At 36.1% G+C, this 12,761-nt stretch carries 10 protein-coding genes; 7 read left to right on the top strand and 3 right to left on the bottom strand.

Annotated features, from left to right (window positions below):
- Positions 1 to 45 precede the first annotated feature (45 nt).
- The 3 genes from AAOP42_RS20585 (at position 46) to AAOP42_RS20575 (ending at position 4,057) form a co-directional block, all read left to right on the top strand.
- Entirely contained in the window at positions 46 to 618 is a 573-nt protein-coding gene (locus AAOP42_RS20585) for a RidA family protein (protein ID WP_349530474.1), read from the top strand.
- 364 nt (positions 619 to 982) lie between these two features.
- Positions 983 to 2,593 (top strand): hypothetical protein, encoded by a 1,611-nt coding sequence (locus tag AAOP42_RS20580; RefSeq protein WP_349530473.1) that lies wholly within the window; start codon positions 983 to 985, stop codon positions 2,591 to 2,593.
- A gap of 60 nt (positions 2,594 to 2,653) precedes the next feature.
- Positions 2,654 to 4,057 carry a DUF5723 family protein gene (locus AAOP42_RS20575; RefSeq protein WP_349530472.1) on the top strand — a complete coding sequence of 468 codons (1,404 nt, stop codon included), beginning with the start codon at positions 2,654 to 2,656 and terminating at the stop codon, positions 4,055 to 4,057.
- Here AAOP42_RS20575 and lpxB read toward each other — a convergent pair.
- A complete protein-coding gene (gene lpxB / locus AAOP42_RS20570) occupies positions 4,054 to 5,178 on the bottom strand; it encodes a lipid-A-disaccharide synthase (RefSeq protein WP_349530471.1) in 1,125 nt (374 codons plus the stop codon). The genes AAOP42_RS20575 and lpxB overlap by 4 nt on opposite strands.
- 12 nt (positions 5,179 to 5,190) lie before the next feature.
- Positions 5,191 to 5,607, bottom strand: a complete 417-nt coding sequence (locus AAOP42_RS20565) for a 6-pyruvoyl trahydropterin synthase family protein (RefSeq protein WP_349530470.1) — start codon at positions 5,605 to 5,607, stop codon at positions 5,191 to 5,193.
- A 114-nt stretch (positions 5,608 to 5,721) separates the two neighbouring features.
- Between AAOP42_RS20565 and rfaD the strand changes: the two genes are divergently transcribed.
- The 4 genes from rfaD (at position 5,722) to AAOP42_RS20545 (ending at position 12,062) form a co-directional block, all read left to right on the top strand.
- Entirely contained in the window at positions 5,722 to 6,687 is a 966-nt protein-coding gene (rfaD, locus tag AAOP42_RS20560) for an ADP-glyceromanno-heptose 6-epimerase (RefSeq protein WP_349530469.1), read from the top strand.
- A 254-nt stretch (positions 6,688 to 6,941) separates the two neighbouring features.
- Positions 6,942 to 8,252 (top strand): hypothetical protein, encoded by a 1,311-nt coding sequence (locus AAOP42_RS20555; protein ID WP_349530468.1) that lies wholly within the window; start codon positions 6,942 to 6,944, stop codon positions 8,250 to 8,252.
- 182 nt (positions 8,253 to 8,434) lie between these two features.
- On the top strand, positions 8,435 to 9,319 hold the full coding sequence (gene ygiD, locus AAOP42_RS20550; protein ID WP_349530467.1) for a 4,5-DOPA-extradiol-dioxygenase: 885 nt from the start codon (positions 8,435 to 8,437) through the stop codon (positions 9,317 to 9,319).
- A 79-nt stretch (positions 9,320 to 9,398) separates the two neighbouring features.
- A complete protein-coding gene (locus AAOP42_RS20545) occupies positions 9,399 to 12,062 on the top strand; it encodes a hybrid sensor histidine kinase/response regulator (RefSeq protein WP_349530466.1) in 2,664 nt (887 codons plus the stop codon).
- On the opposite strand, the gene AAOP42_RS20540 is transcribed toward AAOP42_RS20545, so the two are convergent.
- Complete coding sequence (locus tag AAOP42_RS20540) at positions 12,046 to 12,726, bottom strand: LytR/AlgR family response regulator transcription factor (RefSeq protein ID WP_349530465.1); 681 nt, start codon at positions 12,724 to 12,726, stop codon at positions 12,046 to 12,048. The two genes, AAOP42_RS20545 and AAOP42_RS20540, sit on opposite strands and share 17 nt — an antisense overlap.
- Positions 12,727 to 12,761: the final 35 nt, after the last annotated feature.

The following is a 12,761-nucleotide window of genomic DNA, read 5'->3' as shown; positions in this document are numbered from 1 at the left end:
TATTAAATAAGTAAAAAACTGTCACCTCGACCAATTTATTTGACAATGAAAAACAAAATCCCAGGCGTTTTATTTCTATCCTTATATATCGTTTCCTGTTCTTCAATTCAAAAAGATGAAAACAAACCTACAGTTACAGAAGAGTCTTTTTCAGATTACGACCCTGAAGCAAAACTGAAAATACTAGGAATAGAACTCAGTGACCCTTCTGCACCAGTAGCCAATTACGTGAATGCCGTTAGAGTGGGTAATCTTATTTTTATGGCTGGCAAAGGGCCACTTCAGCAAAATGGTGAAAACATCACAGGAAAAGTAGGAGCAGATTTAAGCATAGAACAAGGCTATGAAGCTGCTCGTATCACAGCTATAAATCAACTCTCTGTATTAAAAGCAGAATTGGGTAACCTAAATAAAGTGAAAAAGATAGTAAAAGTATTGGGAATGGTAAACGCTGCACCGGATTTTACCGAGCACCCAAAAGTTGTCAATGGCTACTCAGATTTAATGGTTGAAGTTTTTGGTGACAAAGGCAAACACGCCCGAGCTGCCGTTGGTATGGGTTCACTACCCGGAAATATTGCAGTAGAGATTGAAATGATAGTTGAAGTAGAACAATAATATCTTAAGTGGCATCAAAAAAATATATACCTGGAATGGCGATAATTCTAGCAAATTGATTTTCTCAGTAAAGTCAAATAATTAATATCCCCATTTGCATCCACAGGTTTAACCGTACCTATATTTCTTACGAAACATCCAGAATAAAATAATTATAGTTTAGAGTCATTCCATTCCCAATAATTACATTAAATTTATCAGCATTTACCCCAACAATGTGCGCAATAGTCAGTCTAAAATCTTTTTTTGAAATCAAAAAAGATAAATAATTAACTGATTTTTTTGATTTCAAAAAACCGGCATCTTGCTTCATTCAAATTGATGGAATAACCTGCCTATCTATGTGTCACTAAAATAATTTAGTATGCGGAAACTTATCCAACTAACCATTCTTACCCTATTTCTATATGGGTGTAATTTGGGAGATTTAGAAATTGACAACCTTAAAGACCTTACCTATTCACCAAGTGTAGCTATACCAATTGGAAGTGCTTCATACACTGTGAAAGAACTCATTGAAGATATTGATGATCAGGAAGTTGAAATAAATGAAAAGGATGACCTTTCATTGAGTATTATTTACCGAGACAATTCATCATTCCAGATTTCTTCAGACTTTGTTAGCTTTGGTCGTATTGAGAACAACATCAATTACAACCTTGGGTTAATTGACTCAGAGCCCAGTCCCGTATCAACTACAATACCAATACCTAAAACCACCTTCACACTGGAGTTTCCTGAAGAAACCGGTGGAGATTTAATCGATTCACTCTTTTACCTCTCAGGTATGCTTTCAATAGAAGTGACATCAACCTTTGAAGGGACTGTTGACTATATCGCTACAACAGTAGGCACTAAAAATATTAACAGTGTAGATGATTTTAGTATTTCTTCAACTGTTAGAGAAAATATTACTGATCTGAATCAAACCTCGTTATCCAACTTCAAAACAGTATTGAACAGCAACAATGGTAAAAATGAGTTTGAATTTGTATTAGAAGGTAATATTAATATTCCCGTAGGAGCAAGAACCAAAGCGTCTGACAATTTAGACATCAAAATAGTAATTTCAGAAATAGAAATATCGCAAATATTCGGTGATTTTGGCCTGACAGAGGTCACTCTTCAAAATCAATCTATAGACCTTGATTTTTTTGAAGACTTTAGCAGTACTGGTCTTGCATTAAACGACCCTAAAGTTAAGTTTGAAATTACCAATGAGTATGGTATTCCTATTAAGCTTGATCTTTCAGGCATGACTGCCCGTGACAACAATGGTAACTCTGTTGTACTGCAAGGGTCAATAGTTGATGACGGCATTGAGATCAACGCTCCTACCAAAGCAGGTGAAACAGCAAACACCCAAATAGAAATATCAAGAGCCAATAGCAATATTCAGGATTTGTTAAACATGACACCTACCAATATCAGTGTGCCAATCAATGGAACAACTAACCCTGACGGGTCTCCGGGACCACTTTTCAATAATTTCCTCATAGATCAGAGTTCCATTGAAGTAGCTGCTACTGTTGAAATTCCATTGGATGTAAAAATGCAGGACTTTAGTACAGAAATAGATTTTGATATAGATGATATCGATTTGGATGATGCTGAATCTTTAACCATTCGGGTAATATCCACCAACGAATTGCCATTAAACGGATCTGTAGATTTACAAATTTTGGATACCAATGGAACATTACTTCATGAAATCCTTAATCAGATAGTATTAAAATCTCCGGTTGTAGATGCCGATGGCAGGGTGAGTACACCAGCTCAAAGTACTACAGACATTACCTTGTCAAGAGAAGGTATCGATGCTTTCATCAACGGCAGTAAAATACTGGCTGTCGTACATGCTTCTTCATTTGATGCTGAAAATGACACATTCGTGAAAATATTTTCAGACTATCAACTCACGTTTGATTTGTCCCTTTCAGGTGAAATCACCACTACTATTGACTTAAACGATTGATCAACCTAAGTGAATTCAAAATCTAAACAATTAGAATTCCCCCAATAAAAAAATAAACAAATGAAAATATATATAGTATTGTTCATTACAGTGTTACTGGCATTTACTACCAAAGCACAAAACGACCTGACCTTTTACCACATGGGAAAGGCCACTCCTCAAGCCAATCATCTGAATCCTTCGTTTTTTCCGGATTCCAAGGTGTATGTTTCTTTACCTGCTATATCAGGCATCAACCTTAGCCTAAACAACAGTTTTTCCTATAATGATGTGATTGTTGACGTACCTGGGGAAGATTCCGTCAAACTGGATATTGACAACTTGCTGTCAAAATTAAAGAAAGGCAACAACCTGAATTTCAGTACTACTATTTCATTACTACAGGTTGGTGTTAGATTAAAAGATTATGGAGCCATTACATTCTTCGCCAATGAAAGAGCCTTTGCAGGAATGTCTTATCCCGTAAACTTGCTGGAATATGCATGGAGAGGAAGTGGAGATTATGTTGGTAAAAAATTGATAGAAGATGAAGCCAAAGTTAACGCTACCTATTTCAGAGAAATAGGAGTTGGGTATGCGCATCAATTGGAAGTATTGGGATCTAGGAAACTGAGAGTAGGTGCTCGCATAAAACTGCTACAAGGCATCAGCAACATTAAAACAGCAGATGACTTTTCTGTAAGTATAGACACACAAGAAGACAACTACCACCTCAACATAGCAGTCGATGCTCCTGTAATTCATACAGCTGGATTAGAAGTAGATGAAGATGATATTGATACTTACATCATGGGCAATTCAAACAAAGGACTTGGTTTTGATTTAGGTGGAGAACTTGAATTAAATGACAAAATCAACCTTTCATTCGCTATAAACGATATTGGAGGTATTACCTGGAAAGAAGAAGTAGTAAATTATACTGCTAATAACACTGAAATAGATTTCGGTGGGCTTGATCTGAAGCTACTAGATGACAATGATGTAACTGATGCCTTAGAAGATTCTCTCAAAAATAAGTTTGACCAAGTAGAAACTTCTGATTCATATTCCTCAAAGTTGAGCACCAGAACTTTTATCGGAGGCACCTATCAAGTGTTTCCCAGAGGTATGGTGTCTGCTACTATTTCTAATAATTTCATTCTAGGAAAACCTAATACTGCTTTCGGAATAGGTTATACACACCAATTTGGGAAAATCCTGACCTTATCAACAACTATTGCCAAAAAGCCTCATCAATCTCCTGTAATTGGTGGTGGTTTTGCCGCCCGGTTCGGATTTTTCCAACTTTACACTATGGTTGACGATTTCATCGGGTATGCAGATGCTACCAGTTGGCAATCTTCCGATGTGAGGTTTGGAATTAACTTCTTATTTGGCAGAAAAGATAAAGTTAAGAAAGCCAAAAGCAATAAACAGGAATCTCAGGACACAACACCTGAAATCGAAACAGAATCAGGCAACTAAGTTTTATCTGCCCTGGCAGTCAGGTAAGCATACATCTTACCAGCTGCCAAAGCAGATACCTCTTCGTTTCCAAGCGCACTTCGCAATTCATCGTACTCAAACAGCATTTTAGACCTTACTGTGGAGTTGGAAATAATTCGTTCTAATTCAGCCTTAAGATTTGAGGTATTCAAATCATCCTGAATAAGCTCCTTCACAATTTCCCGATCCATTATGAGGTTAACCAAAGAAATATAGGGAACTTTTATTAACCTTTTTGCTATAAAATAAGAAACAGGACTTGTCTTGTAGCACACCACTTCTGGAACATTCAAAACGGCCGTTTCCAAAGTAGCGGTACCTGAAGTAACGATGGAAGCTTTACTATTTTTAACCAAGTCATATGTATTTCCGACTATTAGTTTGATGTTGTCAATCCCATAAACAGGTGTATAAAGTTCCTCAGGTAAATTATCCACTCTGGAAACTGTGAAATCATACTCAGGCAAAACTTTGGCTATAGCTACAATCTGTACCATAAAAGACTGTACTTCCTGCCACCTGCTACCGGGCAATACTGATATGGTCTTAGATGGATCAATTCCATTTTTAACAGTAAAGTCAAGATCGAAATTATAATTTTTAACAGCATCCATAACCGGATTTCCGACATAATCCACTTCAATCCCAAAGTTTTTGTAAAAAGCTGTTTCAAAAGGAAGAATAGTAAACATCTTGTTCACCCATTTCTTTATCTTATAAGCTCTTTTTGTATTCCAAGCCCATATTTTAGGTGAAATATAATAGTAAACCTTGAATCCGGCTGCATGCACAAACTTGGCTACACGCATATTGAAACCTGGGTAGTCTATCAAAATAACAACATCAGGATTATATTCAACAATGTCTGATTTTGTTGACTTCAGGTACTTTGTGATCGTACGTAAGTTGACCAGTACTTCCCAAAATCCCATGAAGGCCATTTTGGTATATGGAATTTTCACATCCATTCCGGATTCTTTCATCTGATCTCCGCCAATCCCTTTAAATTCAGCATTGAAGTCCAATTTTTTTAAACTTTTTATCAGATTGGATCCATGAAGATCCCCCGAGCGTTCGCCTGCTATTAGGTAGTATTTCATATTACAAATGCCTTACCCAAAATATTCTACAAAGTTATTCGGAGTTTCATATAGCTTAAGGGAATGCAAAGCAGAGTCAGGGCGTACTTCTTTGATTTTAGGTGCTAAAATCTTCCAAAACTCTATGATTAAATTCTCACAACTAGCCAACTTACCTTCCATAAAAGGCACATCAACATTGAGGTTTTTATGATCTACTTTTTCAATAATAAATTCCTTTACCAGGTCACCCATTTTCTTCATATCAAAAACAAAACCAGTATCCGGATCAGGATTCCCCTTTACAGTGACAATCAATTCAAAATTATGTCCATGCCAGTTTACATTAGCACATCGACCAAAAACCTCTTCGTTTTTCTGATCCGACCACTGTGGGTTATAAAGCCTGTGTGCAGCGTTGAAATGCTCTCTTCTACTTACAAATACCATCTGTTGAATTTTATGCAAATATAATAACTCATGAGATAGGCAAATTCACAATTGACTCTCTATATTCTATGAAGGTTGATTGATTACATATAAATTTGAACAAAATTGAAGAATATGATTGTAGTAACAGGTGCCGCCGGCTTTATTGGAAGTTGTTTGATTTCAAAACTTAATGAAGAAAATTTCAATTCAATAATTGCCGTTGATAAATTTGATACCCCTGAGAAAAACAAAAACCTGGAAGGTAAAAAGGTTCAGAAAAAAATAGATAGAGAGAAATTTGAGTCCTGGTTAGACCAAAACCAACATGAAGTAGAATTTATATTCCACCTGGGGGCACGTACTGATACCACTGAATTTGATAGAGACCTTTTAGATAAACTCAACACCAGCTATTCCAAAATGGTATGGCTGAAATGCATTGAATACCAGATTCCACTTGTTTATGCATCCTCTGCTGCTACTTATGGTATTGGCGACAAGGGTTATGACGACAATGAAGAAGTGATTTTTGATCTGAAACCACTTAATCCCTACGGAGATTCAAAAAATGATTTTGACAAATGGGCTGTAAAACAAGACAAAAAGCCTTTCTTCTGGGCTGGACTTAAATTTTTCAATGTATATGGGCCAAATGAATACCATAAGGGAAGAATGGCTTCAGTTGTCTATCATGCCTACAATCAAATAAAGAAAACCGGAGGAATGAAGCTTTTCCGTTCTCACAATCCAGACTTTAAGGACGGGCAACAAATGAGGGATTTCATTTATGTAGATGATGTAGTAAATATCTGCTACTGGCTGATGCACCACAGAAAAAACAGTGGTCTTTATAATGTAGGCAGTGGGCAGGCCAGAACATTTCTGGACTTAGTCAAAGCAGTATTTTCTGCACTCAACACTACAGAAAAAATTGGATTTATAGATACTCCCGAGGATATCCGGGACAAATACCAATACTTCACTGAAGCCAACATGTCCAAACTAAGGAGTATTGGCTATGACAAAGAATTTCATAAATTGGAAGAAGGAGTAAAAGAGTATGTATGCAGTTTTCTTGAAAGTAACACCTATCAATAATCTTTAATCAGATAGACTACTCATCATTAAATCCAAGTTAAAATGTGTTTTGATAAATAAGCCCGTTTTGCCAAAAGTGGTAACTCCTGATGTTCTGTCTGTTAAATTGTAAGTGTTGGAATCAAAACTAACACAATCAATTTGCGGCACTACAAAAGCTTTTTCAGAAATCTCTGTACAAAACTCTAATAATTGCTTTTTTTGCAAGAAATGACACCATCAGAGCAATTTCTAACTTACAAAAAATATTGAGAATGAATGTTTTAAAAAAAATTCTAATCGTATGTCTGTTATTCCCATTTGCATTGCATGCTCAATCCAATAAGGAATTGAAGTTTTCTTTAAGCGAAGATGGGCAACACTATGTTAAATTCACATTCTTAAATCAGGTCTGGGTACGGTACAATCAGAGCAACCCGGGTACTACCGTTTTCGATACCCCAAAAAGCAGCACTTTTGATATTGGACTGAGAAGAACGAGGATACAGGTATTCGGGCAACTCTCTGATAAAGTGTTTGTCTATACTCAATTTGGCCAAAACAACCTCAATTATATATCTCCAAGAAAACAAGGTTTATTTTTTCTTGATGCCATAAGCGAATATAAAGTAGCAGACAAGTATTTATCCATTGGAGGTGGATTGACAGGATGGAATGGTGTTTCCCGTTATTCTTCCCCTTCTATAGGGTCTATTTTATCTCTGGATGCTCCACTGTATCAACAAGCTACCAATGATATTACCGATCAGTTTGTGCGAAAATTCAGTATTTATGCCAAAGGTCAAATTGCAAAATTGGATTACCGTTTGGCTGTTTCTACTCCTATGTCTGTGCAAAGATCAAGTGCCCAGGATGCTACCATTTCTGAAAATTCGCTCTTTTCCTCTGAACCTGCAAAAGCGCAATGGCATGGCTATTTCAAATATCAGTTTAAAGATGAAGAGTCCAATCTAACACCATATGCAGTAGGGTCATATCTGGGTAAAAAAAGTATTTTCAATATAGGTATAGGCTTCATGTTTCAGCCTGATGCCCTATGGCACTTGGAAAATGTAACAAACATAGTCCGTACTAATTTAAAATTATTTACCATTGACATGTTCTACGATATGCCAATAGATGAATCTAAGGGTAATGCCGTCACTGCCTATGTAGCATTCAGTAACAATGATTACGGCAAAAACTACGTAAGAAATGTGGGCGCAATGAACCCTGCCAATAGCACAAATGGAGCAGGGAGCTTCAATGGTGCAGGAAGTGCCTTTCCTATGATTGGCACGGGTAATACCATCTTCAGTCAAGTTGGATATTTGTTTCCAAAAGATTTACTAGGTAATTCCGGAACACTTCAACCCTTTGCATCTCTTCAATATTCTGATTTCGAATTGTTTGAAGATGCTATGGTGATGTATGATTTTGGTGTCAATTGGCTGATTGAAGGACACAGGTATAAAATTTCAGCCAATTACCAGAGTCGCCCGGTATTCTTTCAAACCAATGCCAATGAATATACTGGCGGTAAAAGAAAAGGCATGGTAGTTATGCAATTTCAGATCTCAATCTAAGACGTACTCTCTTTCCTGATAAAATGAAACCGAAGAGGGAAACTTCTCCGTTTTTTTTATTTTTCAAATTGAAGTTATCAGAATCACGTTTCGCTTTAAAATACTATATACAGTAACCCAAATTCCTGAATTTGAGTTACTGTATTTACATTTAGTGGAAGGCTCATTTGTTTAACACAATTATGGAGCGAAAAACATTTTTAAAAATACTGGGCTTAACACCCTTTACCGGAAGTATGAATACATTAAGCGACTTAAATAAAGTATCCGATTCATTTTCAAAATCAGTGAAAATGCCTGTGTTGTTTTTAGGGCATGGCAGCCCAATGAATGCCATAGAGGAAAATGAATTTGTAAATGGGTTTCGAAATGCAGCCAAATCAATACCAACACCAAATGCTATTTTGTGTGTATCTGCCCATTGGTATATCAAAGGAACCAAAATCACCGCTATGGAAATACCCCGAACCATTCATGATTTCGGTGGTTTCCCAAAAGCATTGTTTGATGTTCAGTATCCTACAAAAGGCAACCCCGAATTGGCAAAAGAGACTCAAAAACTTCTTCAGCCTACCGAAGTGGAACTGGATGACAAATGGGGCCTGGATCATGGTGCATGGAGTGTGATCAAGCATCTCTACCCTGAAGCAAATATTCCTGTAATTCAATTGAGCATTGACTATTCCAAACCTGCAAGTTATCATTATGAGTTAGCTGGACAGTTAAGGTCTCTCAGAAATAAGGGCGTTTTAATTATCGGTAGTGGAAATATCATTCACAATTTGAGATTGATCGATTTTCACAACCTCAACAAAGTAGATTATGGATATGACTGGGCAATTGAAGCGCATCAAAAATTTAACCAGCTACTGCTAGATGGAGATTACCAATCATTAGTAAATTATCGGGAGCAAAATAGTGCCGTACAATTAGCAATACCAACTCCTGACCATTTTTTACCATTGATATACACTTTAGGATTACAACAAAAAGGAGAATCCCTTAACCTTTTTAATGATAAACTGGTAGGAGGATCCATAAGTATGACTTCTCTGAAAATTTCATAGTATTGATATTGTGACCAAATAGATCATATTATCAATCATTTTTTCTACTTTCACTGTACCATCCTTCAAATCACTATTGATGCAATACGGTAAAGTGAAATTCTGGAATTCTTTTGTCATTCGATTTGGGATTTTCTTTGTGGCTCTGATCGTTTTTGCCATTCTTGTTTCAGGATATCTGGTTTATACTGAATCTTCTACGGTAATTTCCGATTACAGCAAAGAAAGAATCAAACACACTTCAAATCTCGCCAAGAAGTCATTTTATGCATTACTGGATGAAGTATCCAATGACATTGCTGTAATTTCTGAAAACCCTGTGATTGAAAACTTTGTTCAATCACCTTCTGAAAAAACTGCAAAAAACCTCCAGAAGATGTTTGAAGTAATTTTGAAAAATAAACTTTCCTACTTCCAAATCAGGTTGTTGAGCATAGCAGACAATGGCAAAGAAGTAGTACGATACGACAAAGTAAACAATCAGGTATTTCAAATCGCAGAGGAAAAACTACAATACAAAGGAGATAAAGAGTACTTTAAAGAAGCACTCAATACAAAAAAAGGTGAGTTTTATTTTTCGCCTATAAATCTAAACGAAGAGTTTGGCATTATTAGCTCCCCTTTTACTCCCACACTTCGGGCTGCCAGCCTTATTTTTGATCAGACAGGTACGCCGATAAATGTTTTAGTTATCAATGTTGATGTTTCCGGTTTTTATGATGAGTTGGAACAAATCATGCAAACTGATATAAAGCTGGTCATTACAGATGAAAATGATCAGTATTTATTTGCTCCCAATATGGCAAAATGTTTTGGTAAACAACTCCACAATGAGGAATCTTTCAAGAAGGATTTTAATAAAAACATGCAGGAGGTCACGCACAGTGCATCGAAAGAGTTTGACCTGTTGCAAGATGGCAAGGGATTAAATTATTTATACCATCTGGAAGAATTGTCCTATTTCTATGGGCAAAGAAAAATATATCTGCTGTCTATAGTTGAAGAAAGACTCGTACTTCAAAGTGCGCATAATGTAAGAGAAAAAAGTTTCAAAATTGTATTGGTAATATGTTTACTGGCACTCATTCTGTCTTTTCTTTTCACTCAAATATTTTCAAAAAGAATTTCACGGATCACCAGAGCTATCAGTAGCTATGAAGAAGGCAAACCGATAGATAAAAAGCTTGTTCTCAGCGAAAAAAGAAAAGATGAAATCGGTGTACTTGCCAGGGCTTTCATCAAAATGAAATCTAAAATTGATCAACAAGTAGAAGATTTGAAAATTTCGTTGGATAAGGAGCACAAAGCGATCAAGGAACGTGACAAATTCCTTCAAAACATGAGCCATGAGTTGCGTACACCACTCAATTCGATTCTGGGACTCACTCAGCTACTCCATAAAAACCAACCTGCTCCTAAACAGGTTCCTATTATTGATTCTTTGAGTAGAAGTGCCAAAAACCTGGAAGGACTGATGTATGACATTCTGGATCATCAAAAGTTGATAGAAGGAAAAGTAATTGTCAAGTATCAGCCATGCAACATCCATGAGTTGTTGCATGATATCCATACCAGTTATCAATTTGAGGCAATCCGCAAAAGTCTGAAATTCGAATTATTAACCGAAGATGACTTTAAACTCAACAGCTATCTGTCTGACCCTTTAAGGTTGACCCAAATCGTGACTAATCTGGTGGTAAATGCCATAAAATACACAAACAAAGGTGAAATAAACCTCATAGCAAAAGTAAATAAAAATACAGGTTCCCAGTTTGAAGTAATCGTATCTGATACCGGAATCGGTATTTCACCAGAAAATATTGAAAAAATAAAAGAACGTTTTTACAGAGAGAAAGAAGAAATATCTGATCGATATACAGGTTATGGACTTGGTTTGTCAATAGTAAAACAGTTGACTGACCTCTTTGGAGGAACCCTCGATGTAAAATCGCAAAAAGAAAAAGGATCGGTATTTAAGGTAAGCTTACCCTTGGTAGCAGCAGAAACAAATGATAACACTAAAAGTACCCCTGATAAAGAAATGCCTTTACCACAACTTCAGGCAACTTATACCATTCTGCATATAGAAGATGACATCTCTGGCCGTCAACTGGTAAATCATATTCTCAATATAAAAAATATAGACCTGATCCAAACAGACAATATTGAGAACGTGGCTGACCTTTTGCAGCAGCATGCTCCTGACTTAATCATTAGCGATTTAATGATAGACAATGTATTGATAGAAAAAGCTTTAAATGGCATTAAACAAAAACACCCACTCATTCCTATCGTAGTAGTATCCGCCTTTGACAGGGAGCAAATGTTCGCTATTAGTCCGTTTTTCTTACAAAAACCCTTCGATGTAAATAATCTGCTGGATAATGTATTTGTGCTATTGGGAAAAAATGAATACGATATACCCAACCTTACTTCCAGCTATGAACAATACGATTTTAATAAGGAAAAAATAGAGAATTTCTTATCTATGCTTCATAATGAGTTTAACCATTACATCTCCAAAATTGAAACCGTGTACCAATCAAAAAATCAGAAAGAGTGGGAGTCCATTATGCATAAAATTATTACTCATATCAAAAGCATGAATCTGACAAAACTGTCAGAGGTTTTACCTGAAAAAATTCAAGACCTGGATATAACATCTTTCACAAATGTCATAAATATACTAAGCTATTGTTTGTGCTATTTTAGAGTAGAAAAACTTTCTAATTCAGCAAATTGATTTTCTTCAACAGTTCTTTTTCATAACTATCACTTATAGATATCTCTTCGTCATTGATTTTGAGTTCGCCTGTAGCAATTGTGTCTATCTTATTCACATTTACTATATAAGAACGGTGCACTTTCTGAAAATAGCCCGGAAGTTTTTGTTCTATCTCTTTAAGTGTCATTAAAGTCAATATTTTTTTCTTTGCCAATACCAACTGTACATAATTAGCTGCTGATCTAATATACAATACTTCATTGAGATCTACTTTGACGAGTTTGTTTCCGTCTTTAATAAACAATTGGCTTTCACTTTGCTCATTGCCACTCAGAAACTTTTGTGCCTTTTGGATTCCCTTAAAAAACCTTGCAAAGGTTATTGGCTTCACCAAAAAATCAACAATTTGATCATATTCATACGACTCTGAGGCAAAATCCTTGTTTGCTGTAATCATTATGACCGCTGTATGCTGGCCTACAAGTTGGAGTATCTCCTTGCCAGTGATGTCCGGTAAATTATAATCCAGTAAAACAAGACCAAAGTTTTTTTGGTTGATAAGATTGATAGATTCAAACCCACTGTTGGTAGTGGTTACGCTGGTAATCATCTCTACCTTACTACAAAAGTGATTCAACAAGTCACAGATTAAAGGGTCGTCATCTACGATTAAACACTCCATTATTTCATCAAGTTTATCATTAGTTTCATCAGCCA

It is taken from the genome of Reichenbachiella sp. MALMAid0571, assembly GCF_040151475.1.
Classification (GTDB): Bacteria; Bacteroidota; Bacteroidia; order Cytophagales; family Cyclobacteriaceae; genus CAXBNB01.
This window is presented reverse-complemented; position numbering and strand designations above follow the sequence as displayed.

Excerpts from the sequence above, each read along its gene's own strand:
- AAOP42_RS20585 (WP_349530474.1), top strand. The coding sequence starts at position 46 with ATGAAAAACAAAATCCCAGGCGTTTTATTTCTATCCTTATATATCGTT.
- AAOP42_RS20580 (WP_349530473.1), top strand. The coding sequence starts at position 983 with ATGCGGAAACTTATCCAACTAACCATTCTTACCCTATTTCTATATGGG.
- AAOP42_RS20575 (WP_349530472.1), top strand. The coding sequence starts at position 2,654 with ATGAAAATATATATAGTATTGTTCATTACAGTGTTACTGGCATTTACT.
- lpxB (WP_349530471.1), bottom strand. The coding sequence starts at position 5,178 with ATGAAATACTACCTAATAGCAGGCGAACGCTCGGGGGATCTTCATGGA.
- AAOP42_RS20565 (WP_349530470.1), bottom strand. The coding sequence starts at position 5,607 with ATGGTATTTGTAAGTAGAAGAGAGCATTTCAACGCTGCACACAGGCTT.
- rfaD (WP_349530469.1), top strand. The coding sequence starts at position 5,722 with ATGATTGTAGTAACAGGTGCCGCCGGCTTTATTGGAAGTTGTTTGATT.
- AAOP42_RS20555 (WP_349530468.1), top strand. The coding sequence starts at position 6,942 with ATGAATGTTTTAAAAAAAATTCTAATCGTATGTCTGTTATTCCCATTT.
- ygiD (WP_349530467.1), top strand. The coding sequence starts at position 8,435 with ATGGAGCGAAAAACATTTTTAAAAATACTGGGCTTAACACCCTTTACC.
- AAOP42_RS20545 (WP_349530466.1), top strand. The coding sequence starts at position 9,399 with ATGCAATACGGTAAAGTGAAATTCTGGAATTCTTTTGTCATTCGATTT.
- AAOP42_RS20540 (WP_349530465.1), bottom strand. The coding sequence starts at position 12,726 with ATGGAGTGTTTAATCGTAGATGACGACCCTTTAATCTGTGACTTGTTG.